20 protein-coding genes and 7 tRNA genes are annotated in these 23,587 nt (G+C 46.7%); 7 read left to right on the forward strand and 20 right to left on the reverse strand.

Going from position 1 to position 23,587, the window contains the following annotated elements; genetic code table 11:
• Positions 1 to 203: 203 nt before the first annotated feature.
• On the reverse strand, positions 204 to 2,783 hold the full coding sequence (leuS, locus tag ACQY6Q_RS14175; protein WP_427982348.1) for a leucine--tRNA ligase: 2,580 nt from the start codon (positions 2,781 to 2,783) through the stop codon (positions 204 to 206).
• 172 nt (positions 2,784 to 2,955) lie between these two features.
• On the opposite strand from leuS, the gene ACQY6Q_RS14180 reads away from it, so the two are divergent.
• On the forward strand, positions 2,956 to 3,450 hold the full coding sequence (locus ACQY6Q_RS14180; protein WP_427982349.1) for a zinc ribbon-containing protein: 495 nt from the start codon (positions 2,956 to 2,958) through the stop codon (positions 3,448 to 3,450).
• On the opposite strand, the gene lnt is transcribed toward ACQY6Q_RS14180, so the two are convergent.
• From lnt to miaB, 5 genes are all read right to left on the reverse strand, one after another.
• Positions 3,431 to 4,978: an apolipoprotein N-acyltransferase gene (gene lnt, locus ACQY6Q_RS14185; RefSeq protein WP_427982350.1), complete on the reverse strand. Its 1,548-nt coding sequence runs from the start codon at positions 4,976 to 4,978 to the stop codon at positions 3,431 to 3,433. The genes ACQY6Q_RS14180 and lnt overlap by 20 nt on opposite strands.
• A 2-nt stretch (positions 4,979 to 4,980) precedes the next feature.
• The gene (corC, locus tag ACQY6Q_RS14190; protein ID WP_427982351.1) at positions 4,981 to 5,865 is read right to left on the reverse strand and encodes a CNNM family magnesium/cobalt transport protein CorC; all 885 of its coding nucleotides are present in this window, start codon (positions 5,863 to 5,865) and stop codon (positions 4,981 to 4,983) included.
• 35 nt (positions 5,866 to 5,900) lie between these two features.
• Positions 5,901 to 6,347, reverse strand: coding sequence for an rRNA maturation RNase YbeY (gene ybeY, locus ACQY6Q_RS14195; RefSeq protein WP_427982352.1), 447 nt, complete (start codon positions 6,345 to 6,347; stop codon positions 5,901 to 5,903).
• Positions 6,348 to 6,349: 2 nt separating this feature from the next.
• A complete protein-coding gene (locus ACQY6Q_RS14200) occupies positions 6,350 to 7,411 on the reverse strand; it encodes a PhoH family protein (RefSeq protein ID WP_427982353.1) in 1,062 nt (353 codons plus the stop codon).
• 61 nt (positions 7,412 to 7,472) lie between these two features.
• Entirely contained in the window at positions 7,473 to 8,900 is a 1,428-nt protein-coding gene (gene miaB / locus ACQY6Q_RS14205; RefSeq protein ID WP_427982373.1) for a tRNA (N6-isopentenyl adenosine(37)-C2)-methylthiotransferase MiaB, read from the reverse strand.
• Between the two features lie 206 nt (positions 8,901 to 9,106).
• On the opposite strand from miaB, the gene ACQY6Q_RS14210 reads away from it, so the two are divergent.
• Entirely contained in the window at positions 9,107 to 10,264 is a 1,158-nt protein-coding gene (locus ACQY6Q_RS14210; protein ID WP_427982354.1) for an FAD-dependent oxidoreductase, read from the forward strand.
• A gap of 89 nt (positions 10,265 to 10,353) precedes the next feature.
• Here the strand turns inward: ACQY6Q_RS14210 and ACQY6Q_RS14215 are convergent.
• From ACQY6Q_RS14215 to ACQY6Q_RS14260, 10 genes are all read right to left on the reverse strand, one after another.
• Positions 10,354 to 10,428 (reverse strand) — tRNA-Gln (locus ACQY6Q_RS14215).
• A gap of 37 nt (positions 10,429 to 10,465) precedes the next feature.
• Positions 10,466 to 10,550: transfer RNA gene (locus tag ACQY6Q_RS14220), tRNA-Leu, on the reverse strand.
• 21 nt (positions 10,551 to 10,571) lie between these two features.
• Positions 10,572 to 10,648: transfer RNA gene (locus tag ACQY6Q_RS14225), tRNA-Met, on the reverse strand.
• Positions 10,649 to 10,788: 140 nt separating this feature from the next.
• A tRNA-Gln gene (locus ACQY6Q_RS14230) sits at positions 10,789 to 10,863 on the reverse strand.
• Between the two features lie 114 nt (positions 10,864 to 10,977).
• Positions 10,978 to 11,052 (reverse strand) — tRNA-Gln (locus tag ACQY6Q_RS14235).
• A gap of 38 nt (positions 11,053 to 11,090) precedes the next feature.
• Positions 11,091 to 11,175: transfer RNA gene (locus ACQY6Q_RS14240), tRNA-Leu, on the reverse strand.
• Between the two features lie 35 nt (positions 11,176 to 11,210).
• Positions 11,211 to 11,287: transfer RNA gene (locus tag ACQY6Q_RS14245), tRNA-Met, on the reverse strand.
• Between the two features lie 357 nt (positions 11,288 to 11,644).
• Positions 11,645 to 12,736, reverse strand: a complete 1,092-nt coding sequence (gene ychF, locus ACQY6Q_RS14250) for a redox-regulated ATPase YchF (RefSeq protein WP_055732283.1) — start codon at positions 12,734 to 12,736, stop codon at positions 11,645 to 11,647.
• 27 nt (positions 12,737 to 12,763) lie between these two features.
• The gene (pth, locus tag ACQY6Q_RS14255) at positions 12,764 to 13,354 is read right to left on the reverse strand and encodes an aminoacyl-tRNA hydrolase (protein WP_427982355.1); all 591 of its coding nucleotides are present in this window, start codon (positions 13,352 to 13,354) and stop codon (positions 12,764 to 12,766) included.
• Positions 13,354 to 13,974 (reverse strand): 50S ribosomal protein L25/general stress protein Ctc, encoded by a 621-nt coding sequence (locus tag ACQY6Q_RS14260; RefSeq protein ID WP_427982356.1) that lies wholly within the window; start codon positions 13,972 to 13,974, stop codon positions 13,354 to 13,356. Before ACQY6Q_RS14260 ends, pth begins: the two co-directional genes overlap by 1 nt.
• 479 nt (positions 13,975 to 14,453) lie before the next feature.
• Here ACQY6Q_RS14260 and ACQY6Q_RS14265 point away from each other — a divergent pair, with 479 nt between their 5' ends.
• Positions 14,454 to 15,473, forward strand: a complete 1,020-nt coding sequence (locus ACQY6Q_RS14265; RefSeq protein ID WP_427982357.1) for an alpha/beta hydrolase family protein — start codon at positions 14,454 to 14,456, stop codon at positions 15,471 to 15,473.
• Between the two features lie 11 nt (positions 15,474 to 15,484).
• Here the strand turns inward: ACQY6Q_RS14265 and ACQY6Q_RS14270 are convergent, their stop codons facing one another.
• The 4 genes from ACQY6Q_RS14270 to lolB form a co-directional block, all read right to left on the reverse strand.
• Positions 15,485 to 16,546, reverse strand: coding sequence for a helix-turn-helix domain-containing protein (locus ACQY6Q_RS14270; protein ID WP_427982359.1), 1,062 nt, complete (start codon positions 16,544 to 16,546; stop codon positions 15,485 to 15,487).
• A gap of 304 nt (positions 16,547 to 16,850) precedes the next feature.
• The gene (locus ACQY6Q_RS14275) at positions 16,851 to 17,792 is read right to left on the reverse strand and encodes a ribose-phosphate pyrophosphokinase (protein ID WP_427982360.1); all 942 of its coding nucleotides are present in this window, start codon (positions 17,790 to 17,792) and stop codon (positions 16,851 to 16,853) included.
• 83 nt (positions 17,793 to 17,875) lie between these two features.
• Positions 17,876 to 18,739, reverse strand: coding sequence for a 4-(cytidine 5'-diphospho)-2-C-methyl-D-erythritol kinase (gene ispE, locus ACQY6Q_RS14280; RefSeq protein ID WP_427982361.1), 864 nt, complete (start codon positions 18,737 to 18,739; stop codon positions 17,876 to 17,878).
• Positions 18,720 to 19,313, reverse strand: a complete 594-nt coding sequence (lolB, locus tag ACQY6Q_RS14285) for a lipoprotein insertase outer membrane protein LolB (RefSeq protein ID WP_427982362.1) — start codon at positions 19,311 to 19,313, stop codon at positions 18,720 to 18,722. The genes ispE and lolB overlap by 20 nt, the downstream gene beginning before the upstream one ends.
• Before the next feature lie 206 nt (positions 19,314 to 19,519).
• Between lolB and hemA the strand changes: the two genes are divergently transcribed.
• The 4 genes from hemA to ACQY6Q_RS14305 all read left to right on the forward strand — a co-directional run bounded on the left by hemA (position 19,520) and on the right by ACQY6Q_RS14305 (position 23,577).
• Positions 19,520 to 20,770 (forward strand): glutamyl-tRNA reductase, encoded by a 1,251-nt coding sequence (gene hemA / locus ACQY6Q_RS14290; protein WP_427982363.1) that lies wholly within the window; start codon positions 19,520 to 19,522, stop codon positions 20,768 to 20,770.
• A gap of 69 nt (positions 20,771 to 20,839) precedes the next feature.
• Positions 20,840 to 21,931 carry a peptide chain release factor 1 gene (prfA, locus tag ACQY6Q_RS14295; protein ID WP_427982364.1) on the forward strand — a complete coding sequence of 364 codons (1,092 nt, stop codon included), beginning with the start codon at positions 20,840 to 20,842 and terminating at the stop codon, positions 21,929 to 21,931.
• A gap of 1 nt (position 21,932) precedes the next feature.
• Positions 21,933 to 22,787, forward strand: a complete 855-nt coding sequence (gene prmC / locus ACQY6Q_RS14300; protein WP_427982365.1) for a peptide chain release factor N(5)-glutamine methyltransferase — start codon at positions 21,933 to 21,935, stop codon at positions 22,785 to 22,787.
• A gap of 25 nt (positions 22,788 to 22,812) precedes the next feature.
• Positions 22,813 to 23,577: a SirB1 family protein gene (locus ACQY6Q_RS14305; protein ID WP_427982366.1), complete on the forward strand. Its 765-nt coding sequence runs from the start codon at positions 22,813 to 22,815 to the stop codon at positions 23,575 to 23,577.
• Positions 23,578 to 23,587 lie beyond the last annotated feature (10 nt).

Here is a 23,587-nt window from a genome sequence, read left to right on the forward strand (position 1 = left end):
TAACTCGCGAACTAAGGGGCTGAATTCGTCACTAGAGGAGATATAGATTTGCTGCAGTTTTTCGTCCAGTAGATAACTTCCGCGAGGGGCGAAACCACAAGCGCTAAGTAATAGCAGGCTAAGTAATACCAAGCCATAACGGTAGAGTGTTGAAATCATGCTATCTCGTATTAAAAACGGCGGGGATAACCCCGCCGTATGGGTTAGTTCGCGACAATATTGAGCAGCTTGCCCGCCACGTAAATGACTTTTCTAATGGTTTTCCCGTCAACAAATTTGCTGACGTTAGGGTCTTCCATGGCTAAGGCTTGCACGCTGTCTTGCTGAGCGTCGGCGGCCACGGTGAGTTTGGCTCTTAGCTTACCATTTACTTGCACCACAATCAGTTTGCTGTCTTCTACCATGGCTTTTTCATCAGCTTCTGGCCAAGCCACAGTATTAATATCATCTTGATGGCCCAGTTGTTGCCATAACTCGGCACAAATATGTGGAGTGATGGGTGACAGCATCAGCACGATGGCGTTAATTGCTTCGCGGGTTACCGCGCGTATATTGGCATCTTGCTGGTCGGCTTTGCTGAGCTTGTTCATCAATTCCATGATAGCTGCAATCGCCGTATTAAAGGTTTGGCGGCGACCAATATCATCGCTCACTTTTGCGATGGTTTTGTGCACGTCACGGCGCAAGTCTTTAGCTGTTGTATCCAGCGCTGCTGGGTCAAGCTCGGCGGCTTCACCAGCGTTGATGTGGTCGAAGCTGAACTTCCATACACGACGTAAGAAGCGCAACGAACCTTCAACCGCACTGTCTTGCCATTCAAGAGTTTGTTCGGCAGGGGCTGCAAACATCATGAATAAACGCACCGTATCGGCACCGTATTTATCTACCATCACTTGCGGGTCAATGCCGTTGTTTTTCGACTTTGACATTTTGCTCATGCCTGCATAAACCAACTCTTGGCCAGTGGCGGTTTTGGCACTGGTAATTCGGCCTTTGTCATCTTTTTCGGTGATAGCATCAACTGGTGAAACCCATACCTTGCCGCCTTTCTCATCTTCATAGTAGAAGGCGTCAGCTAATACCATGCCTTGGGTCAACAAACGCTTGAATGGTTCGTCGGACTCAACCAAGCCTGTATCTCGTAGCAGCTTGTGGAAGAAGCGGGCGTACAACAAGTGCAAGATGGCGTGTTCAATACCACCAATATATTGATCTACAGGCAGCCAGTAGTTGGCTTGCTCTGGATCCAGCATCATTTGGTCGTTATTCGCGCTACAGTAACGAGCGTAGTACCAGCTAGATTCCATGAAGGTATCGAAAGTATCTGTCTCATGGAAGGCGGTTTGGCCTTGATATTCGGTTTTTGCCCATTCTGGATCGGCTTTAATCGGTGAGGTTACGCCATTCATAACCACGTCTTCAGGAAGAATCACCGGTAATTGGTCTTCTGGTACCGGAACCACTTCACCGTTTTCTAGATTTAGCATGGGGATTGGCGCGCCCCAATAACGTTGGCGGCTGACTCCCCAATCTCGTAGGCGGAAGTTAACTTGCTTATTACCTTTGCCCAGGGCGACGAGTTTATCGGCAACTGCGTCAAAGGCGGCTTGAAACTCAAGGCCGTCAAACTCGCCAGAGTTAAACAATACGCCTTTTTCTACGTAGGCTTGCTCAGACAGGTCTAACTCACCTTCACTGGGTTTGATAACACCAATAATGTCTAAGCCATAGGCTTTAGCAAACTCGTAGTCTCGTTGGTCATGGGCAGGAACTGCCATAACCGCGCCCGAGCCATAACCCATCAATACGAAGTTGGCGACCCAAATCGGAACCAGTTTACCAGTAAGAGGGTGAACGGCATTAAGGCCGGTGGCCATGCCCTTTTTCTCCATGGTCGCCATGTCGGCTTCGGCGACTTTGTTGTTTTTGCATTCTTCGATGAAGGCTGCCAACTCTGGGTTAGTTTTTGCCGCTTCTAAAGCCAATGGATGTTGTGCCGCTACACCCACGTAAGTGACACCCATAACGGTGTCAGGACGGGTGGTGTAGATAGAGAATTGCTGATCACTATTCTCTAAACCAAATTGCATTTCTACGCCTTCAGAGCGACCAATCCAGTTGCGCTGCATGGTTTTTACTTGCTCTGGCCAATCGTCTAATTGGTCTAAGTCATCAAGTAGCTCTTGCGCGTAATCGGTGATTTTAATAAACCACTGTGGGATGTCTTTTTGCTCAACTAGCGCGCCAGAGCGCCAGCCGCGGCCATCGATTACCTGTTCGTTAGCTAATACGGTTTGGTCTACTGGATCCCAGTTAACCGTGGACATTTTTTTGTAGACCAAACCTTTTTCATACAGCTTGGTAAAGAACCATTGTTCCCAACGGTAGTAATCAGGCTTACACGTGGCTAGCTCGCGGTCCCAGTCGTAGCCAAAACCCAGCTGTTTTAGCTGAGTTTTCATGTATTCAATATTTTCGTAAGTCCATTTTGCCGGGGCTGTTTTGTTGTTGATAGCGGCATTTTCTGCAGGCAGGCCGAAAGCGTCCCAGCCCATTGGTTGCATTACATTCTTACCCAACATGCGTTGATAGCGCGATACCACATCACCAATGGTGTAATTGCGCACGTGGCCCATGTGTAAACGTCCGCTTGGGTAGGGGAACATAGATAGGCAGTAAAATTTTTCTTTACCCGGCTGCTCAACGACTTTAAAGGTTTGCGCTTGTTCCCAGTGCTGTTGCACTTTGGTTTCAATATCACGCGGATTGTATTGCTCTTGCATTGATGGAATCTTCCAGAATGAACCAAATTTGGACTTAGTAGCATACGACTACCATACTCGATCCGCATAGGATACCGAGTCCGCCTGCTGACAACAATAGCTAGCGCACATTTGCCTGAAAACAAAACGACTATGCTTAATAGGGTAATACCAATATAGCGGTGGAGGATGTATGCCGAAGCGATTAAAAGCCTATCAAGAGTTTGTTGAAGATTTAGAGAAGCGGCTCCAAGAAAGTGGCGAAGTGAGCCAAGAAGAACTGTCTAAAATGATCGATACCACCAAGGAGTACCTGCAAGCAGCCAGCGACTTAAGTAAAGATGAATGGCAGTTGATTGCTAATTATGTGCGCCGCGACTTGAGTGATTGGCGCAATGATTATCAGCGGGCCTACGAAGAAAGCCCCTCAATGATGGCGTTAAAAGAGAGTATTTGGTATTGGCTGGCCAAATTAAGTGACCAGAGCCAGCTGGAATGGCACGAACTGATTGGCGACCTACAGCATCAGGGGGTCTATCAAAGTGGCGAACTGATAGGTTTAGGCACCCTTGAATGCGCCGAATGCGGTAATAAAACCGCACTCTGGCATCCAACGATCATCGAGCCCTGCTCAGAATGTAAAAGTAAACGCTTTTATCGTCACCCAATTAGCGATAGTTTCGAGTAGTTCGGCTAAATCTAGCCCACAACGCGCAGCCAAAGCCGATGAGAATAATGATGGCTATAGGCCACAAACCTAAGCGTTGGTAAGGGGTAAATCCGATGGCTGGGGTAATGGCTGCGCTCAGTGTAAGCTTTTGGTACTCTGGCGCACGTTGCTCTATTTGGCCAAAGCGGTCAATGAAGGCGGTTACCCCGGTATTGGTGGCGCGCACCACAGGGCGGCCAAATTCAAGGGCGCGCATTTGCGCAATCTCTAGATGCTGCTGAGGACCAATAGAGGTGCCAAACCAAGCATCGTTACTTACCGTAACAATGGTGTCGGTGTCTTCTGTCACTTGTGGGCGTAATAATTCGCCAAAGGCAATTTCGTAGCATATGGCGGCCAGCCAGTGGTGTCCCTTTAGCTGTAAATTGTTTTGTTGCGCGCTGCCTCGGGCGAAAGAAGACATAGGCAAGTTAAAATAGGGTGCCAAGGGGCGTAACAGGTCTTCAAAGGGAACAAACTCACCTATTGGTAACAGATGGTTTTTGTAATAGCGGTTAGGGTTTTCATAGTAATAGCTGGCGCTGGCTCCCGCTTCTGACGACTGCTGACCTAGCGCCACTAGCGCATTGTAGTATTGGTTGGTTTGCAGGTTATGGGCGATTACGCCAGCGACTAGGGCTTGTTGCTTTCTCAACAGTTGCGTGTCCATTTGATGCAGAAAGTCGATGACTTCATACTCCAAGGCGGCAATGGCGGATTCTGGCCAAACGACGATGTCGGCGTCATCAAGGGCTAGCGTTTGTTGTTGGTAGAGTTTGAGACTGGCGGCACGATTTTGCGGTAGCCATTTTATGTCGAGCGGCACATTGCCTTGTACCAGCGCTACATTAACAGGGGCTTGGGTGACGGTCCAACTATGCTGGCTGAACAGGCTGCCCAAAATAAAGGGGGAAAGCAGCAATAAGCCTGCCAGTCCGCGTATTTTGGAGGCTTGGCTACGAAACACTAATAGCCCAGCTCCGGCAACCAGTAGCACCAACCAAGTGACGCCATAAACGCCAAGTAGTGGGGCGATGCTCGCCAGTGGCGAGTTAATTTGACTATAACCGGGTTGTAACCATGGGAAGCCAGTCAGTACCCAACTGCGTAACCATTCACTGAATAACCAACAGGCGGGAAACCAAAGTAGATAAAAGCGAAAGCCCCTTTTAGCTTGCCATTTGTTGGCTAGCCAACAAGCTAGGGCTGGATATAGGGAGAGGTAGCCGCTGAGCAAGGCCATTAAACTGATACTGACCCATAGCGGTAAGCCGCCAAATTCGGCCATGCTTACGTGTACCCAGTGAATACCGTAACCAAACCAGCCTAAACCGTAGCAGAAGCCGAGTTTAAAACCGGCTTGCTTAGGTTTGAGTAACCAGAGTAGGGCAAGAATAGACAGCGGCATTAGCGGCCAAATGCCATAAGGAGCAAAGGCTAAAGGGGCACTCAGGCCACTAATAAAAGCGGCTAGCAAGCGTAGCCGCGGAGTTAAAGTGAGTGCCATTTTTACTCTTGAATGTTTAAGTCTAAAGCCTTGTCTTCGGGAATGCTGACTTGCAGCTGAACTAAGCGGCGTCGGTCAGCGGTACGGACTTTAAAGTGAAAACCATCGATTTCGATATGTTCATCGCGCACTGGCAAATGGCCAAAGGCGTGGGTCACTAGGCCACCAATGGTATCAACTTCTTCGTCGCTAAAATTACTGGCAAAAAAACGGTTAAAATCTTCAATGTCGGTAAGGGCATTCACTGCAAAGGTTTTATCGTTAATGCGGCGAATATCGTCTTGCAGATCTTGTTCATTGGCAAACTCGTCTTCGATGTCGCCAACAATAATCTCTAGGATATCTTCAATGGTTACCAAGCCAGATACACCACCAAACTCATCCACCACAATGGCCATGTGGTAGCGTTCGCTGCGAAACTCTTTCAGTAGTTTGTCGATGCGCTTACTTTCTGGCACGACTACCGCTGGGCGAATCACTTCGCTTAATGGCGTGGTAGAGGCCTCTTCGGTGAAGGCGTATTTAAGCAAATCTTTGGCTAATAAAATGCCTTCGATATGGTCTTTGTCTTCATGAATAACCGGAAAGCGTGAGTGACGAGCTTCGGTTAGGGTAGGTAAAATGTCGGCAATGGTGAGGTTGACATCTAAGGTCACCATTTGCGAGCGAGGGATCATGATGTCCCGTACTCGTTGGCTTGATACATCAAGCACACCCTCAATCATCTCTCGGGTGTTCTGATCGATTAGTTCTCGTTGATTGGCATCTTGAATTACTTCTACCAATTCCTCTTTGCTTTTCGGCTCCCCTTGTACTAACTGGATAATTTTTGCTATCCAACTCTTCTTAGCGGAGCCGTTGCTCGAGTGAGGGTTATCGTCGCTCATAGTCTTTCTTTTTACCTAGTTAATGTTTGAATATATTAGTAAGGGTTAGCTATACCCAATTTGGTTAATACCGCGATTTCAAGTGCTTCCATTTCTTCAGCTTCTTGTTCATCGATGTGATCATAACCTAGCAGATGAAGACTACCATGTACAACCATGTGAGCCCAATGATCAAAAACAGCTTTTCCCTGCTCAGCCGCTTCTCTTTCAACCACTTGGCGACAAATAACCAGATCGCCTAATAGTGGAATATCGACCCCGGGAGGCGCTTGAAAGGGAAACGACAATACATTGGTGGGTTTGTCTTTGCCGCGGTATTGTAGGTTAAGCGCTTGGCTTTCTGCTTCATCCACAATCCGAACCGTGATTTCTGTGTCTCGGTCTTGCTCAACTAAGGTGGCGTGCAGCCAGGCTTCAAAGGCGCTAATTGTGGGTAGATTTTGTTGATCGCCAGTGGCAATTTGTAAGTCAACAATTGCCATGTTTAATCCTCACTGTTCTGTTTTTGCTGTTGAGCGGCCTCGCGGCGTAGCTTTTGCTGCTCTTCGGCAATTCGATCGCGCTCGTCTTGTTGTTCGTAGGCTTGCACAATGGCCGCTACTACCGGGTGGCGCACCACATCGGCCGCTTGAAAGAAGTTAAAGCTTAATGCAGGCACTTCACTTAATACTTCGATGGCGTGGCGCAGGCCAGATTTTTGATGGCGTGGTAAGTCAATTTGGGTGATGTCACCGGTAATCACTGCGCGAGAATTGAAGCCAATGCGGGTTAAGAACATTTTCATTTGTTCTACAGTGGTATTTTGGCTTTCATCCAAGATGATGTAGGCATCGTTTAGGGTACGGCCGCGCATGTAGGCGAGTGGCGCTACTTCAATCACGTTGCGCTCCATTAAACGCTCAACTTTCTCAAAACCGAGCATTTCGAAGAGGGCATCGTAAAGTGGGCGCAAGTAAGGGTCGACCTTTTGGCTTAAATCGCCGGGCAAAAAGCCCAGTTTTTCGCCGGCTTCTACCGCCGGACGGGTGAGCAAAATACGGCGAACTTCTTGGCGCTCTAGTGCATCTACCGCACAAGCCACGGCTAAATAAGTTTTACCGGTACCCGCTGGGCCAATACCAAAGGTGACGTCGTGGCCTAGCATGTTGCCAATATAAGCGGCTTGATTCGGTGTACGAGGTTTAATGACACCGCGCTTAGTCTTAATCGTAAGCTCTTTGCCGTAGTGTTGTGGTGTCTCTTCGTCTTGCTCTAGTACATGACTTTCTTGAATGGCCAAGTGTACGCTTTCTGGACTCAGTTCAGGAATCGCTCCGCCTTTTATCGGCGCGGTTTCTACGTACAGTGAGCGCAAGATGCTACCGGCGATTAAGCACATGCCATGGCGGCCGGTGATTTGAAAGTGGTTGTTACGGTAGCTGATTTCTACCCCTAAACGGCGTTCTAACTGTTTTAAATTGTCGTCAAAGGGGCCACATAGCTGGGCTAGGCGAGGACTAGAAGCAGGTTCTAAATGAATTTCAATAGAATTGATTTTATTACTCAAATTGTATTTTAGGGGCTGGCTACAGTGAGCCAGCCTCACTCCTTAAAAGGGTTAGATACGACTAGGGCGTAAAGCTCGCCACGCCTAAGTGGTCAGCTTGCCCATCTGTTTTGTCGATAATAGTGGCAGGGGCCACTTCATTACGCAACTGCATTTGTTGTTCGGTGCGCACCAAGTCACCACGTAATGAGTGCGCAAATACATCAACGATTTTAACATCTACAAATTGACCGATAAGCTCGTGGCCGCCTTCAAAGTTAACGACGCGGTTATTTTCGGTTCTACCGCGTAGCTCCATTGGATTTTTCTTCGACGGACCTTCTACTAAGATACGTTGTTCAGTGTCGAGCATACGACGACTTACCTGCATGGCTTGCTGGTTAATCCGCTCTTGCAGAATGTATAAACGTTGTTTCTTTTGCTCTTCGCTTACATCATCGGGCAAATCGGCTGCTGGTGTACCCGGACGGGCGCTGTAAACAAAGCTAAAGCTCATATCAAAATTCACTTGCTCGATAAGCTTCATGGTATCGGCAAAGTCTTGCTCGGTTTCACCGGGGTAGCCGACAATGAAGTCGGAACTAATCTCAATGTCAGGGCGAGCTTTGCGTAACTTACGGATGATAGATTTATACTCGATGGCAGTATGGCCACGCTTCATCAAGTTAAGGATTCGGTCGGCACCACTTTGTACAGGTAAGTGTAAAAAGCTCACTAGCTCAGGCGTATCGGCGTATACCTCGATGATGTCGTCGGTAAATTCGATGGGATGGCTGGTAGTAAAGCGGATCCGGTCGATACCGTTAATGCTGGCCACGTAGCGCAGTAGCTCGGCAAAGCTACAAATGTTGCCGTCGTGAGTTAAACCGCGGTAGGCGTTTACATTTTGCCCTAGTAGGTTAACTTCACGCACCCCTTGTTCTGCCAAAGAAGCGATTTCATATAATACGTCATCAAGCGGACGACTCACTTCTTCGCCACGTGTATAAGGCACTACACAGAAGGTACAGTATTTGCTGCAGCCTTCCATAATTGAAACGAAAGCCGTGGCACCTTCGGCGCGAGGTTCTGGTAGGCGGTCGAATTTCTCGATTTCAGGGAAGCTGACGTCAACCACTGCCTTGTCGCCGCCTTTCACTTGCTTAATCATTTCAGGTAAGCGGTGCAAAGTCTGTGGACCAAATACAATATCAACGTAGGGCGCGCGCTCACGAATGGCTTTACCTTCTTGAGATGCCACACAGCCGCCAACCCCAATTACCAATTTAGGGTTCTTTTGTTTGAGTGTTTTCCAGCGACCTAACTGATGGAATACCTTCTCTTGGGCTTTTTCGCGAATAGAACAGGTATTCAATAACAATACGTCAGCTTCTTCAGCTTCCTCGGTTAGCTGAAAACCATGGGTCGCATCGAGAAGGTCGGCCATTTTCGAGGAGTCGTACTCGTTCATTTGGCAGCCCCAAGTTTTGATATGCAGCTTATTTCCCATCGTTTTACTCATTAATTACATCGTTAAAAAAGGACGCGTATTTTACTGGTTTATCGTAGGTCTGACTAGTAACAATCGGCGGGTTTGGTGGAAAAAGAGCAAAAAACATCCAGTTGATTTTGGCCGCAAATAATTAGCACAAGATTCGCCAGCATGATTGGCTTCGGGTTAAACTGCACAAAACGGTAACAATGAATTGAATCAGCATGGAAAAATTTGATGTAGTGGTGATTGGTGGAGGCATGATAGGTGCGGCCTGCGCCCAAGGTTTAGCTTTGCAGGGGCGCTCGGTATTGATGCTAGAAAGTCAGCAACCCGCCGCTTATGATGCCAGCCAGCCGATAGACTTACGAGTAAGTGCGATCAGTCAAAGCAGTGTTAACTTATTAACAGATTTACAGGCCTGGCCAGCGATTGAGGCGATGCGCTTGTGCCCCTATCGGCAGTTACAGGTGTGGGAAGATCCTCAAGATAAATTAATTTTTGATGCCGCTCAGCTGGATTTACCGCAGCTAGGCTTTATGGTGGAAAACCGTCTGATTCAGCTAGGTTTATGGCAGGCTAATCAGCAGGCGGGCGTGGTGCGCAGAATTGTCAGCCAAACTCAATTACTGAAAAACGATGCGCAAGGCGTACAACTGCTGTTAGACGAGCAGCAGATAGAGGCGCGTTTAATGGTTGTGGCCGATGGGGCTAATTCTTCGATGCGCCAGCAATTGGGTTTGGGTATCAGTGCTTGGGATTATCGTCATGACTGCTTTGCGATCAATGTAAAGTTAGCTGCGCCACAGCAAACTGCCACTTGGCAACAATTTTATCCCAGCGGCCCGCGGGCCCTGCTGCCGTTGGCTGGGCAACATGCGGCTTTAATCTGGTACGACAGCAAAGACACTGTTAGCAAGCTAAAACAACTGAGCCCTGCCCAACTAAAACAACGCATTGAAGCCGAGTTTCCGCCCTTGCCGGGGGATATAGAGATCCTATCCAGTGCCAGTTTCCCACTTACACGGCGTCATGTTAATCGCTATCTCAAGCACAGTGCCGTAGTTATAGGTGATGCCGCGCATACCATTAATCCTTTAGCGGGGCAGGGCGTTAATCTTGGGTATCGCGACGTGAGGTGTTTGCTGGAGCAGCTTGAAACTTGCGGCTTTGAGCGTTTAGAGCAAGCATTGCGCCGATTTGAAGTAAGGCGCAAGCCCGATAACTTAGCCATGCAAACTGGCATGGATGTGTTTTATCTGTTGTTTTCTAATTCCTTCGCGCCTTTAGCGGGTTTACGTAAGTTAGCGATTAAAGGCTTAGCCAGTTGTGGGCCGGTAAAAGATTGGACGCTCAAATACGCACTGGGAGAGCTGCAATAATGCAGCACTCAAAAGCTCGCTGATGCGGCTTTTTGTTTTCTTGCGTCTAGATATAGAAAAAGGCCTGCTAAAAAGCAGGCCTTCTAAGGTGGCAGGGATAGCTGGATTTGAACCAACGAATGGCGGCATCAAAAGCCGCTGCCTTACCGCTTGGCGATATCCCTACAAAACTTTTTGAATTGGATTCTTCTGAAAGAAGAATGGTGCGGAAGGAGAGACTTGAACTCTCACACCTTACGATACTAGAACCTAAATCTAGCGCGTCTACCAATTCCGCCACTTCCGCACGAAATTACTGTAAAACTAATGGTGGCTATGGCGGGACTTGAACCTGCGACCCCAGCATTATGAGTGCTGTGCTCTAACCAGCTGAGCTACATAGCCATCTGTACATTCTCACGAACCTACAAACTTATCGGCAGTGGAAGCAGTTGCTAGTCTTCGACATAGTACTACTGTCTTACCTGGGCATAAAGCCCTAAATATTTACTGTCGCCTAGTGTTATCACTAGCCACAATAAAAGTGGCAGGGATAGCTGGATTTGAACCAACGAATGGCGGCATCAAAAGCCGCTGCCTTACCGCTTGGCGATATCCCTGCAGAAACTTTGTTGCGAAAACTTGTTTCGCGACTCTAAGCTTTCACTTAGACTGGCAACAATGAACTTTGGTTCCTGTTGCTAACTCAAGTTTTAAACTCAAGCCTTCGAAAATGGCAGGGATAGCTGGATTTGAACCAACGAATGGCGGCATCAAAAGCCGCTGCCTTACCGCTTGGCGATATCCCTGCAGGGTCTTACTCTATGGCTTCTTCTGTTAAGAAGAATGGTGCGGAAGGAGAGACTTGAACTCTCACACCTTGCGATACTAGAACCTAAATCTAGCGCGTCTACCAATTCCGCCACTTCCGCAAATTTCTTATTGTAACTTTAGTAGTATACAATAATGGTGGCTATGGCGGGACTTGAACCTGCGACCCCAGCATTATGAGTGCTGTGCTCTAACCAGCTGAGCTACATAGCCTTGTGTTTCCGACGCTTTGTGTCGAGAACGGGGCGTATTATGCTGATGAGACCCAACAGCGTCAACCGTTTTTTTGTCAAAAATCCGCAAAAAAGTTTGTTTGCGCAGTTTGTGTACGTGATGCTGTTAGTTTGTTCAATTTGGCTGTTCGCTTTCTGTCCAATGTCGATGTTTAAGCTAAAAGTTGTTGCTTTTGTAAGCGAGTTTGTGGCCTGAAAAAGTAGCGGTTTGGGGAAAATGAGAAGGGGAATTTGAATAGTTGGCTAGGTTTATCGCCGGTGCAGCGAAGAAAAAGTGCTTTAGCTGTGTTTAATTGGCTACAAAAAAGCCAACCCGAAGGTTGGCTCTCAGATGATCTTATACGTTGAACAAGAAGTGAATCACATCACCATCGTTCACCACATAAGTTTTACCTTCTTGGCGCCATTTACCGGCACCTTTAGCGCCAGTTTCACCTCGGTATTGGATGTAGTCATCGTAGCCCACCACTTCGGCGCGAATATAACCTTTCTCAAAGTCGGTGTGGATTTTACCTGCGGCTTGTGGCCCGGTGGCGCCAACTGGAATGGTCCAAGCGCGAACTTCTTTTACCCCTGCGGTAAAGTAAGTTTGTAGGTTTAATAGTTCATAACCTGCACGAATAACGCGGTTTAGGCCAGGCTCTTCTAAGCCCATTTCTTCCATAAACTCGGCTTTTTCTTCGGCGTCTAATTCGGCAATTTCACCTTCAATTTCGGCACAAACCGCTACTACCACCGCGTTTTCTGCCGCAGCAATTTCATTTACGATATCTAAGTAGGGGTTGTTCTCAAAACCATCATCATTGACGTTAGCAATGTACATGGTGGGCTTCGCTGTTAAAAAGTTCATGTAAGCAATGGCGGCTTTTTCTTCCTTGCTTAGGTCTAAACTGCGTAGCATGTGGTCAGCCTCTAGGTGAGCTTGCACCTTGGCTAATACTTCTAACTCGAATTTTGCGTCTTTATCGCCACCCTTGGCTTTTTTAGCCACGCGGATCTGGGCTTTTTCACAGCTATCTAAATCGGCTAAGGCCAACTCAGTATTGATGGTGTCTATATCGTTGGCTGGATCTACTTTGCCGGCAACATGCACGATGTTGTCATTTTCAAAACAGCGAACCACATGACCAATGGCGTCGGTTTCTCGGATATTGGCCAAAAACTTGTTACCCAAGCCTTCACCTTTAGACGCGCCAGCCACTAAGCCAGCAATATCTACAAACTCCATAGTGGTAGGTAGTACGCGCTGCGGATTTACAATCTCGGCGAGGGCATCTAAGCGCTCATCAGGTACTGGCACTACGCCTGTATTGGGCTCAATAGTACAAAATGGAAAGTTTGCAGCTTCAATGCCGGCTTGAGTCAGAGCGTTAAATAGGGTCGACTTGCCTACGTTTGGCAAACCTACGATGCCACATTTAAATCCCATAATAATACCTATCTGTGTTTAAGGGGCTTAGCCCGCTTTGTAACTATGTAATCGATTCATTGCTTTGCTTAAACCGTCTTTAAGCAAAACATCGGTACAGCGTACCGCTTCATCAATGGCGTCATCTATTAGTAGTTGGTCGGTTTTAGGTGCTTTACCCAAAACATAGCCTGATACGCGGTCTTTATGTCCGGGATGGCCAATACCTATTCGCAAACGATGGAAATCTTTGCTGTTACCAAATTTACTAATAATATCGCGCAGCCCGTTGTGTCCACCATGCCCACCGCCTTTTTTAAAACGGGCAACCCCCGGCGGTAAATCAAGCTCATCATGGGCAACCATGATTTGTTCTAACTCAATACGGTAGAATTTGGCCAATGAAGCTACAGCTTTTCCGCTGAGATTCATATAAGTAGTGGGGATTAATAAACGCAATTCTTGGCCTGCCATTTGAATTTGGCCGGTTAGTCCAAAGTGTTTACTATCGGGCTTTAATTGAACGTGATGGTTGCTAGCTAGCTGAGTGACTAACCATGCACCTGCATTGTGGCGGGTAGCGGCATATTCGGGGCCTGGATTTCCCAGGCCCACGAGTAAACGAATATCGTTTGACACTATTCTGCAGCAGCTTCTTCTTCAGCAGAATCGTCTTCAGCAGCACCTTTAGGAGCAGTAATAGATACTACAGCTTGGTCGTGTGCTTCGCCTTTAGCTAACTCAACAGAGCTAACGCCAGCAGGAAGAACGATGTCAGAAATGTGTAGAGATGCACCAAGCTCTAGCTTAGCTACGTCTACTTCAACGAATTCAGGTAGATCTTTAGCTAAACAGCTAACTTCGATCTCAGTCGCCAAGTGGTGTACTTTACCGCCATTTTTAACTGCTTCCGCTTTGTCTTCGTTTAAGAAGTGAAGAGGTACAGATTTAGTAATAGCGTGAGAGTTATCAACACGTTGGAAGTCAATGTGTTGAACACGTGGCTTGTAAGCATGACGCTGCATGTCTTTTACTAATACGTCTACTGCTTTACCAGCAATATTCAAAGTAATAATGCTTGAGTAGAATGCTTCAGTTTCTTGAGCTTTAAGTACGTGACGTTGCTCTAGAGTGATTGAAACAGGGGCTTCACCAGCACCGTAAACGATAGCAGGAACTTTTTCTGCGTGACGTAGGCGGCGGCTCGCACCTTTCCCTAGGTCTGAACGCAATTCAGCGTCAATGGTAATGTTAGACATTTGTATTTCTCCAAATAAAAGAATGAGGCTAAGATTTCGCGACCAAATCCTAACCAGTACCTTATTGATTATGCTGCTTGGCTAAAATAACCACAGCGCAATTCAAAAGGCGCGGCATTCTACCATTGACGTTTTTGAAAGCCAATAAAAAAGCATGCTAATTTCGCTTAGCTCTTGTTTCGCTTCAGTAATGAGGGGCTTGTTTAATATAGAGGTAGAGGCTGAATAACAATGCTTAATAGTTGTGTTTGGATTTGGTGTTCGGCTGTGGTTGCTGACTCCCGCCGGTGTAAATGTTGGCAGCACAGCTATTATTTTTATGCTGCTTCAGGTAGTTAAAGCGTCTTTTGAGGTGTTTGGCTTATATCGTGAGTACTATATCCTGATTGAGTATGTCCTAGATCTTGTTTTAGGACTCTAAATACAACAATTTTACCTATTCTGGCTCCAACACAAGCAACCACGTAATGGAGTTAAGCATGAGCTGTAAATCATCTGTTTTAATTACTATTTTATTTCTATTTTCTTCTCATCATGTTTTTGCGCAGAATATCGGTTTTCAGCAAGTTACCATTACCATAGATCAAAGTCGTCCTTTGCCTACGGCGATATGGTATCCAACAAATGACAATGGCCCGATATCAAATATTGCAGATAATGCGGCATTTGAGGGGACTAAGGTGATCAGAAACGCGAGGATTGATATCACATCTGCCCCTGTCGTTATGCTTTCCCATGGATATCGAGGAAGCTGGCGAAATCTAAACTGGCTTGCGTCCAAGCTTGCTCGCACAGGCTATATTGTTGCCGCACCTAATCACCCTGGCACGACAACCCTAGATCATAATCCGATTCAGGCTGCCAAATGGTGGCTCAGAGTAAAGGATATTTCAAAGGTGCTCGATTATTTATTCAGTGCTCGGCAATGGCGTTCTCGGATTAATCATGAAGATATTACAGTGATAGGGCATTCATTAGGGGGATGGACTGCTTTGCAACTTGTGGGGGCTAAATTTGACCAAGAAGTCTTTAAGCAACAGTGTGTGAAGTACCCTAATCCACGTGTTTGTGGCTTAGCTGATGAACTGGGACTAAGTGAGGCTTGGCAAAATACGCATAAATCTGAAACACTAGATGATCCACGTATCACAAGAGTGGTGAGTCTGGACCTTGGCTTGGCTAGAAGCTTCTTGCCTGTAAGTTTAAACGATGTTGATACCCCTGTTCTTATTCTTGCTGCCGGGGTAGATATTGGTGATTTACCCCAAGCGAGAGAGTCGGGCTATTTAGCCGAACACTTACCATTATTATCAAGACGATACAAAGTATACGAAAACGCAGCTCACTTTAGCTTTATGCAGCTTTGCAAACCCGGTGCAGCGGCTCTGCTTGAGCAGGAGACGGCAGGAGATAGTGTTGTGTGTATCGATGGCGAAAACACGAGTCGCGAGACCCTTCATCAGCAGATTTTCTCTGATATTTTACAATTTATCGATTAACACTTTTTCGTCTAAGCCATTTTATCTAAATGGCGTAGACGAAACTCACTAGGCGTTAGTCCAGTGATTCTTGAAAACTCTCGGTGAAAATTTGATTTGGTCTGAAAACCGGAACTTAGATACACATCGGTAATCGTCATATCGCTGTTAATCAACAACTGCTGGGCATGATTAATTCGATAGGCATTAATTAATTTGGATATATTTTTGCCGTATTTTTGATTTACCGCGAATGAAATCTTTCTGGTCGGAATTCCCAGCTTTCTCGCTATTTTATTCAGTGTCAGGCTGGCATCTTTAAAAGCTTCTGTTTCTCGCATGAATCTTTCAAATTGAGTGGTAATGGATGAAATTTCGTCCGCATCGAGAGTTGGCGGTTTTCGTTGACCGAGCTGTATTGATTCTCTCTCGTCTTTCAGCAAAGTGCTATTTTCTGTTTTAGCGGGCTGTGATTCTAGTGGCGAACAGATACCAACATAGGCGACCATTACGGCAATGGCCGGGATGAGTATAAGGTAGCTGACCGACAGTATTAGATGTGCGTGCTCACCACCAAACATAAAAAAATCATAAGATATCGAGCTATCTATTAATGCCGAAATAATTAATAAGATACCGGCTGCTTTTTCTGCTAGTGATACCTGACTGAGCTTATGTAAAGGAACCCCCTCTGCGAGGGCGAATGACGATTTTATTAAGACTAATCCATAACCCAGTGAGAGTAATGGAATTAAATAATCAATAATAGCTGGCCATAAATGGGGGTAACTGAATGAGCAGAGTGCAACGATTAAAGGTCCTAGCCAGTGCACAAATGAATGCGAACCGGGTTTGTGCGCTTCAGAAAAAGATAGCCAAGCAGCAACGGGTAAGCATGCTCCTAATATAGGTTGAAGCGCTCGCAGAAAAGGAAAGTCTGTTGTCCACCGCAACCCCACAACTATCATGGTCACAATGCAAAGTATGATAAACGCTGTAGGTTTTTTCCAAAGGTGGGGCTCTTTAAATCTCAATACAACGATGATGAGAAACAATAAAAAGGCGGCAATAAAGGGTAGTGGGATGCTTAGCATATCTGCTCTATTTAGCTACAAACTTGCGGTGTTACTCAACGGAAGTTTTATTGCTTAAAATTTAAGTCACTTTAATTAAATTGCATAATAAAGCACTTTGTTACTCATATGTATTTTTTTAACGTCAATGGATGGTGTTGTGATTTTAAGGGGCGTCGTTTAAAGCATGAGGGTTAAAGTGTGGTCCCGCAAACGATATCGAAAACTCACTAATAGAAAAGCGAACCTAATGGTTCGCTTTTATGTTTAGCTCTATTTACTGATGCACTTAAAACGCTGTTTTAAGTGGCTGGCAAGGCCAACTTTAGAACATCGCAGAGATTGACTCTTCGTTGCTCACGCGACGAATCGCTTCAGCCAACATCGGAGCTAAAGAAAGTTGGCGAACTTTCTCTACTTTGCTCATTTCTTCGCTTAGTGGAATAGAGTCGGTAATAATCACTTCGTCTAGTGCTGATTCAGTGATGTTGCTGGCCGCATTGCCTGAGAATACAGGGTGAGTAGCGTAAGCAAATACACGTTTTGCGCCTTTAGCTTTTAGCGCTGCAGCAGCTTGACACAAAGTACCGCCGGTATCGATCATGTCATCAACCATGATGCAGTCACGGCCATCAACGTCACCAATAATATTCATTACTTGAGCAACGTTAGCGCGAGGGCGACGTTTGTCGATAATGGCTAAATCGCTGTCGTTAAGCATTTTAGCTACTGCACGAGCACGAACCACACCACCAATATCTGGTGAAACTACGACTGGAGATTCTAGGTTTTTGTCCAACATGTCTTGTAGTAGTACTGGACTACCAAAGGCATTGTCTACTGGAACATCGAAGAAACCTTGAATTTGTTCAGCGTGTAGGTCAACGGTTAGCACGCGGTCTACACCAACGCTAGATAAGAAGTCGGCGACAACTTTAGCGGTGATAGGCACCCGAGCACTACGAGGACGACGGTCTTGACGCGCATAACCAAAGTAGGGGATTACCGCAGTAATACGACCCGCAGAGGCACGACGTAGAGCATCAACCATAACGATAAGTTCCATGACATTATCATTAGTTGGCGCACAAGTGGATTGGACAACAAAGATGTCTCCACCACGAACGTTTTCGTTGATTTGTACACTAATTTCGCCATCGCTGAATCTACCTACTGAAATATCACCAAGGGTGGTATATAGGCGGTCAGCAATACGCTGGGCAAGTTCTGGCGTGGCGTTACCGGCGAAGAGTTTCATGTCTGGCACGATGGAAACCTCAGATTTATCGGGTCAAAAGAGCATTACATTGGTTAAGCGTTTAAGCATTGTTTGCTTAAACGCCAGCGGTGTTATTGTATGTTTTTGATTTGATTCAGTTGCTGATGAAGCGGCGACTGATTACAGGATTTACACACAAAACCTGTAAGATTTTTGGGGCGTTTATTTAGCACGGCAAGGGCTTCACGCTCCGTGTCGAAAGCGGCAAAAACACAACTTCCGGTTCCAGTCATTCTCGACGGCGCGTATTCTAACAACCAGCCAAGAGCTTGTGCAACCTCCGGATAAACTTTCGCCACAATTTCTTGGCAATCGTTGTGCCAGTCACTGTTTTTTAGTTCATTCCAATTACGTTTTGGCGTATTACGCGGTAGTTCTGGGTGCTTAAATACGCTGGGGGTTGAAACATGCACGTTAGGGTGAAGTACTACATACCACTTTTCTTCGGGGTTAACATTCTGCAACTGCTCACCCACACCCTCTGCAAAAGCACTATGACCATGGATAAAAATAGGCAGGTCTGCGCCAAGTTGCAAACCCAGTGCGGCTAATTGTTCGAGATTAAGTTGACACTGCCAAAGCTGATTTAATACCAGCAAGGTAGTAGCGGCATTAGACGAGCCCCCACCAATGCCCCCACCCATCGGCAATCGCTTCTCTAGAGTGATGCTTACCCCTTGTTTTACATGGCAATGTTGTTGCAATAAACAGGCGGCTTTTACTACTAGGTTGTCTTCGGCAGGGAAGTCTAAGTCACTGTTTAAGCTAATCTCGCCTGCTTGGTTTAGCGCAAAATAAAGTTGGTCGCAGCAGTCGATAAATTGAAAAAGGGTTTGCAAGTCATGGTAGCCATCGGGGCGCCGCCCTGTAATATAAAGAAATAGATTGAGTTTAGCAGGAGCAAGCCAAGGGCCACTAAGGGTTGGTTGAGTCATCGATTTGCCATTGGTGAATATTAAGTTTTAAACGGTTATCGGCGGAGTTGAGTTCTAGCTGTCGCGGCAGTGTGTAGTTGCCATATTGTGCGTAGTTCAGATAGTTTATTTGCCATTGCTCGGCGCTGGTAAAGCTGGCTAAGCGGTGCTGGGCATTTAGCTGATAATCATTTTGGCTCGGCATGCCCAGTAGCCAAGCGGGTAGCTGTTCTACCGGAACCTGCCAGCCAGTAAGCCTATAGATAAGCTGTTGCGCATCGTTACCGCGATATTCTTCGTCTTTGGTTTTAACCCATACTTGGCCGGGTTGATAATGCACTTCTATGCCTTGCAAACCCAGCGGGCCGTTGATGCGTAGTAGGCTGTTTTCACCATCTTGGCGCCAAAATAAGTTGGCAGCCTGACGAGACTGTTGGTTAATAAAGGCGATTTTTCCATTGAGCTGCCAATGCTCCAGTTGCTGTAACTGGCTCAGATGCTGCTCCCATTCGCTATCTGCGGTGGTGATGGGGGGCTGGGTACTACAAGCACTAAGGCCTGCAATTAAAGTTAACAAACAAAGGAGTTGGCGCACAAGGTCTCCGCTTTTTTGCAGCAGTATAAAAGTTCAGGGTAGTGGGTGTAAATTGCTAAAAAGAAAAGATGTGTTGTTTAGCTGGCTGAATTTTAGCTAATTAGGCGCTGCATAGCCGTGCTGTTTCTTTTATTTAGTTGGATATTCCCGTACAATTTGCGTTTTTACTCCACTGGTAGGAAAAGGCGCAACAAAGCCCCACTAAGATGAGTCTGCAAGTCCTAGGTATTAATCATAAATCGGCTCCCCTTGGGTTGCGTGAAAAAGTCGCGTTTAGTCCTGAGCAGGTCAACCAAGCCTTAACCGACGCCAGCAATAAGCTTGGTGTGGAAATGGTGATCGTGTCTACCTGTAACCGTACCGAGCTGTATTGTAATTTGGGTGATACCGATGGTGAGAAGGTGGTGCAATGGCTGGTCGACTATAAAAAGCTGTCTGAGCAAGAGTTAAGACCGAGCCTATATCAGTATCAACAACAACAGGCAGTGGCGCATTTAATGCGAGTGGCCAGTGGTTTGGATTCGCTGATTCTAGGTGAGCCGCAAATTCTTGGGCAAATTAAGCAAGCTTATACCGAATCGCGTGAAGCGGGCTCGGTGGGCAGTGTATTGGAACGTTTCTTCCAGCGGGCCTTTTCGGTGGCGAAACAAGTTCGAACCGATACCGATATTGGCGTTAACGCTGTGTCGGTGGCTTTTGCCGCAGTGAGTTTGGCTAAACAAATCTTTGATGACTTACGCCAATCTTCGGTATTACTGGTAGGCGCGGGCGAAACCATTGATTTGGTGGCCAAGCATTTAGCTGATCAAGGCGTGAAAAAGATGACTGTGGCTAACCGCACGGTGTCGCGCGCTAAAACCTTGGCTAGCCGCTTTGGCGCTGAAGCGATTACTTTAAATGAAATTCCCGAGCATTTGGCGCAATCCGATATTGTGATTAGTTCAACGGCTAGTCCTTTGCCTATTATTGGTAAGGGGATGGTGGAAAGCGCCTTGAAAAAGCGTCGTTTCCAACCGATGTTTTTGGTGGATATTGCGGTGCCGCGAGATATTGAAGAACAAGTTGGGGAATTACGCGACGCCTATTTGTACAGTGTTGATGATTTACAAGGCATTGTTGAGCAAAATATGGCTTCTCGCCGTGAAGCGGCAGAACAAGCCGAATTTATTGTTAACCAACATAGTGAAGAGTTTATGGCTTGGCTGCGTTCTTTGGAGTCGGTGACCACCATTCGTGATTACCGCAGCCATAGTGAACGAGTGCGCGATGCAGCAGTAGAAAAAGCGCTTGAAGCCTTAGCCAACGGAAAAGATCCCGCAACGGTTATTCGCGAAACCGCGTTCCAATTAACCAACAAACTGATCCATGCTCCAACCGAGGCGATTAATAAGGCTGGTCGAGACGGCCGACTGGAAGAGCTGGCGGTAATACGAGAGGCCATTGGCCTAAGAAAATAACCTTATTTTGAGGTCAATGTTTCGTTGCTAAGTAAAGCCGACGGAGTATTGCAGTTAAAGAGAGAAAGCATGAAAGCGTCTATTTTATCCAAACTTGAAACCTTGCAAGAGCGTTATCAAGAAGTGCAAGTGTTACTCGGTGAACCAGAAATTATTTCTGATCAAGATAAATTTCGCGGCCTAACCAAAGAATATTCTCAGCTTGAAGAAGTTGTGAGTTGTTTTACCGCTTATCAGCAGGCGCAAGAGAACCTCGAGTCGGCCAATGAAATGTTGCAAGACGACGACCCAGAAATGCGTGAAATGGCCGAGCTAGAAGTAGAAGAAGCTAAGTCCAGCATGGAAAAACTGTCTGAAGAATTGCAGTTATTATTGTTGCCTCGCGATCCTAACGACTCGCGCAGCGTCTTCTTAGAAATTCGCGCTGGCGCTGGCGGTGATGAAGCGGCAATTTTCGCCGGCAACTTGTTCCGTATGTACAGTAAGTTCTCTGAAAGCCAAGGTTGGCGCATGACCATTATGTCATGTAACGAAAGTGAGCAAGGTGGCTACAAAGAGCTGATTGCTAAAATTGATGGCGAAGATGTGTACCGCTTAATGAAGTTTGAGTCAGGCGGTCACCGTGTACAACGAGTACCTGAAACGGAGTCACAAGGGCGTATTCATACCTCGGCCTGCACCGTGGCGGTAATGCCAGAAATTCCTGAAGCCGAGCAAATTGAGATTAACCCTAACGATTTACGTGTAGATACCTTCCGTGCCTCTGGTGCTGGTGGTCAGCACGTGAACAAAACTGATTCGGCGATCCGAATTACCCACATTCCAACCGGTGTGGTAGTGGAATGTCAGGAAGAGCGTTCGCAGCATAAAAACCGCGCCAAAGCGATGTCGGTATTGTCGGCACGCTTGCAAGCTGCAGAAGATGAAAAACGCCGCGCTGAAGAAACCTCGATGCGTCGCGAATTAGTCGCCAGTGGTGATCGCAGTGAGCGGATCCGTACTTACAACTACCCACAAGGGCGAGTGAGTGACCACCGTATCAACTTAACCTTATATCGTTTAAACGATATTTTAGAAGGTGATTTGTTAGCACTGCTCGATCCTATCTTACAAGAATATCAGGCCGACCAATTGGCCGCGCTAGCCGAGAGTGAAGGCTAAATTGCCTAGTATTGGTGAAGCATTGCAATGGGCGAGCGAGCGCTTAGCCGGTGGCGAATCACCCAAGCTGGATGCGAGGGTGATGTTGCAATACGTGTTGGCTTGCGACACCGCCTACTTGCTAACTTGGCCTGAGCGCCTGCTAAGCCCGCAGCAATGGCAACAATACCAAACCTGGTTAAACCAACGCGAGCAAGGTGAGCCCGTAGCCTACATTGTAGGTGAGCGCGAGTTTTGGTCATTAAGTCTAAGTGTATCTCCCGCTACCTTGATCCCGCGCCCAGATACCGAAGTATTGGTGGAGCTTTGTCTAAAGAAAGCCAATAACCATGCCGATACTAAAATAGTGGATTTAGGAACCGGTAGCGGAGCCATCGCCTTGGCTTTAGCCAGTGAGCTTCCCCTGGCGCAAATTAGCGCTAGTGACCTACGTGAAGACGCCTTGGCTTTAGCGCAACATAACGCGCAAAAGCTCGGTTTGAAGCAAGTTTGTTTTAAGCAAGGCTCTTGGTTGAGCCCCTTCAAGGGTGAGTGCTTTGATTTTATATTGAGCAATCCGCCTTATATCGATGCCGAAGATCCGCATTTAGCACAAGGCGATGTGCGTTTTGAACCAAGCTCTGCTTTAACCGCAGAGCAACATGGTTTAGCGGACATACAAGAGATTATTCAACAAGCCCCAGACTACTTAAAACCCGGTGGCTGGTTAATGTTTGAACATGGTTATGATCAAAAGCAGGCGGTGCAAGCCTGTTTGCTCGCAGCCGGTTATAGCGAAGTATTTACCGAGCAAGATTACGCTGGCTTGGACCGAGTCAGTGGTGGTCGTTATGTCAGCAACGGTGAGCGTGATTAATACAAGACGAAAGGATAGGACTAGAGTGATTTTTCGTATTTTAAGTTTTGAAGAAGAAATCTCTGGTCAATCAACCTTGGCGGTGCGTAAAGACTTGCATCGGCTATGGTTGGATTGGCTTAAACTGAATCCTGTAGAGGAAACGCCTGCTGGGCGCTTCGAACAGTTACAAAGCTTATTTTATAAGGATTTAAGTTTTAGTGGCGATTGGCAAGCCTATTATCACAGTCAAAACTTATTGATTGGCGAGGTATTAACTCGTCGTAGTGGCAATGCCACCAGCTTAGCTCTGTTATTACATTATTTTGCTCGTAAGCTTGATATTGAATGCCAGATTCTTCGTTTTCCGGCGCAAACTATGTTGGCCTTTCAATTGGCTGAGCAAAGAGTTTATTTTGATGCTTTTTCCGGAGAGTCGAAAACCGAAGCCGAACTTGAAGTAATACACCGTGGTTTTAAAGGCGACTTGGCGCGCCTGAATGAGCGTGATTTAACGCCGCTGGCCTCGGCTAAAGTGACCGAGCGTTGGTTAGGTGAGTTAAAACGCATGTGCCTGCGAGAAGATAATTTTGAGATGGCTTTGAGTGTTTCTCAAGTCTTACTACGCTTAAAGCCGGGCGATCCGCATGAGATGCGTGACCGAGGGTTTATCTATCAACAGTTAGATTGCACTAACGTGGCAATCAACGATTTTGAATATTTTATTGAGCAGTGTCCCGATGATCCCTTATCGAAGATACTGAAGGTGCAAATCCATTCCATGGATTCGCAGCCTGCCATATTACATTGAGAGGAATAGC

The sequence above is a fragment of the Agarivorans sp. genome, from assembly GCF_050295395.1.
Classification (GTDB): Bacteria; Pseudomonadota; Gammaproteobacteria; order Enterobacterales; family Celerinatantimonadaceae; genus Agarivorans.

What these genes read in the sequence shown, in the direction of transcription:
- leuS (WP_427982348.1), bottom strand. Translation starts at nt 2,783, where the DNA reads ATGCAAGAGCAATACAATCCGCGTGATATTGAAACCAAAGTGCAACAG.
- ACQY6Q_RS14180 (WP_427982349.1), top strand. Translation starts at nt 2,956, where the DNA reads ATGCCGAAGCGATTAAAAGCCTATCAAGAGTTTGTTGAAGATTTAGAG.
- lnt (WP_427982350.1), bottom strand. Translation starts at nt 4,978, where the DNA reads ATGGCACTCACTTTAACTCCGCGGCTACGCTTGCTAGCCGCTTTTATT.
- corC (WP_427982351.1), bottom strand. Translation starts at nt 5,865, where the DNA reads ATGAGCGACGATAACCCTCACTCGAGCAACGGCTCCGCTAAGAAGAGT.
- ybeY (WP_427982352.1), bottom strand. Translation starts at nt 6,347, where the DNA reads ATGGCAATTGTTGACTTACAAATTGCCACTGGCGATCAACAAAATCTA.
- miaB (WP_427982373.1), bottom strand. Translation starts at nt 8,900, where the DNA reads ATGGGAAATAAGCTGCATATCAAAACTTGGGGCTGCCAAATGAACGAG.
- ACQY6Q_RS14210 (WP_427982354.1), top strand. Translation starts at nt 9,107, where the DNA reads ATGGAAAAATTTGATGTAGTGGTGATTGGTGGAGGCATGATAGGTGCG.
- ychF (WP_055732283.1), bottom strand. Translation starts at nt 12,736, where the DNA reads ATGGGATTTAAATGTGGCATCGTAGGTTTGCCAAACGTAGGCAAGTCG.
- ACQY6Q_RS14260 (WP_427982356.1), bottom strand. Translation starts at nt 13,974, where the DNA reads ATGTCTAACATTACCATTGACGCTGAATTGCGTTCAGACCTAGGGAAA.
- ACQY6Q_RS14265 (WP_427982357.1), top strand. Translation starts at nt 14,454, where the DNA reads ATGAGCTGTAAATCATCTGTTTTAATTACTATTTTATTTCTATTTTCT.
- ACQY6Q_RS14270 (WP_427982359.1), bottom strand. Translation starts at nt 16,546, where the DNA reads ATGCTAAGCATCCCACTACCCTTTATTGCCGCCTTTTTATTGTTTCTC.
- ispE (WP_427982361.1), bottom strand. Translation starts at nt 18,739, where the DNA reads ATGACTCAACCAACCCTTAGTGGCCCTTGGCTTGCTCCTGCTAAACTC.
- hemA (WP_427982363.1), top strand. Translation starts at nt 19,520, where the DNA reads ATGAGTCTGCAAGTCCTAGGTATTAATCATAAATCGGCTCCCCTTGGG.
- prfA (WP_427982364.1), top strand. Translation starts at nt 20,840, where the DNA reads ATGAAAGCGTCTATTTTATCCAAACTTGAAACCTTGCAAGAGCGTTAT.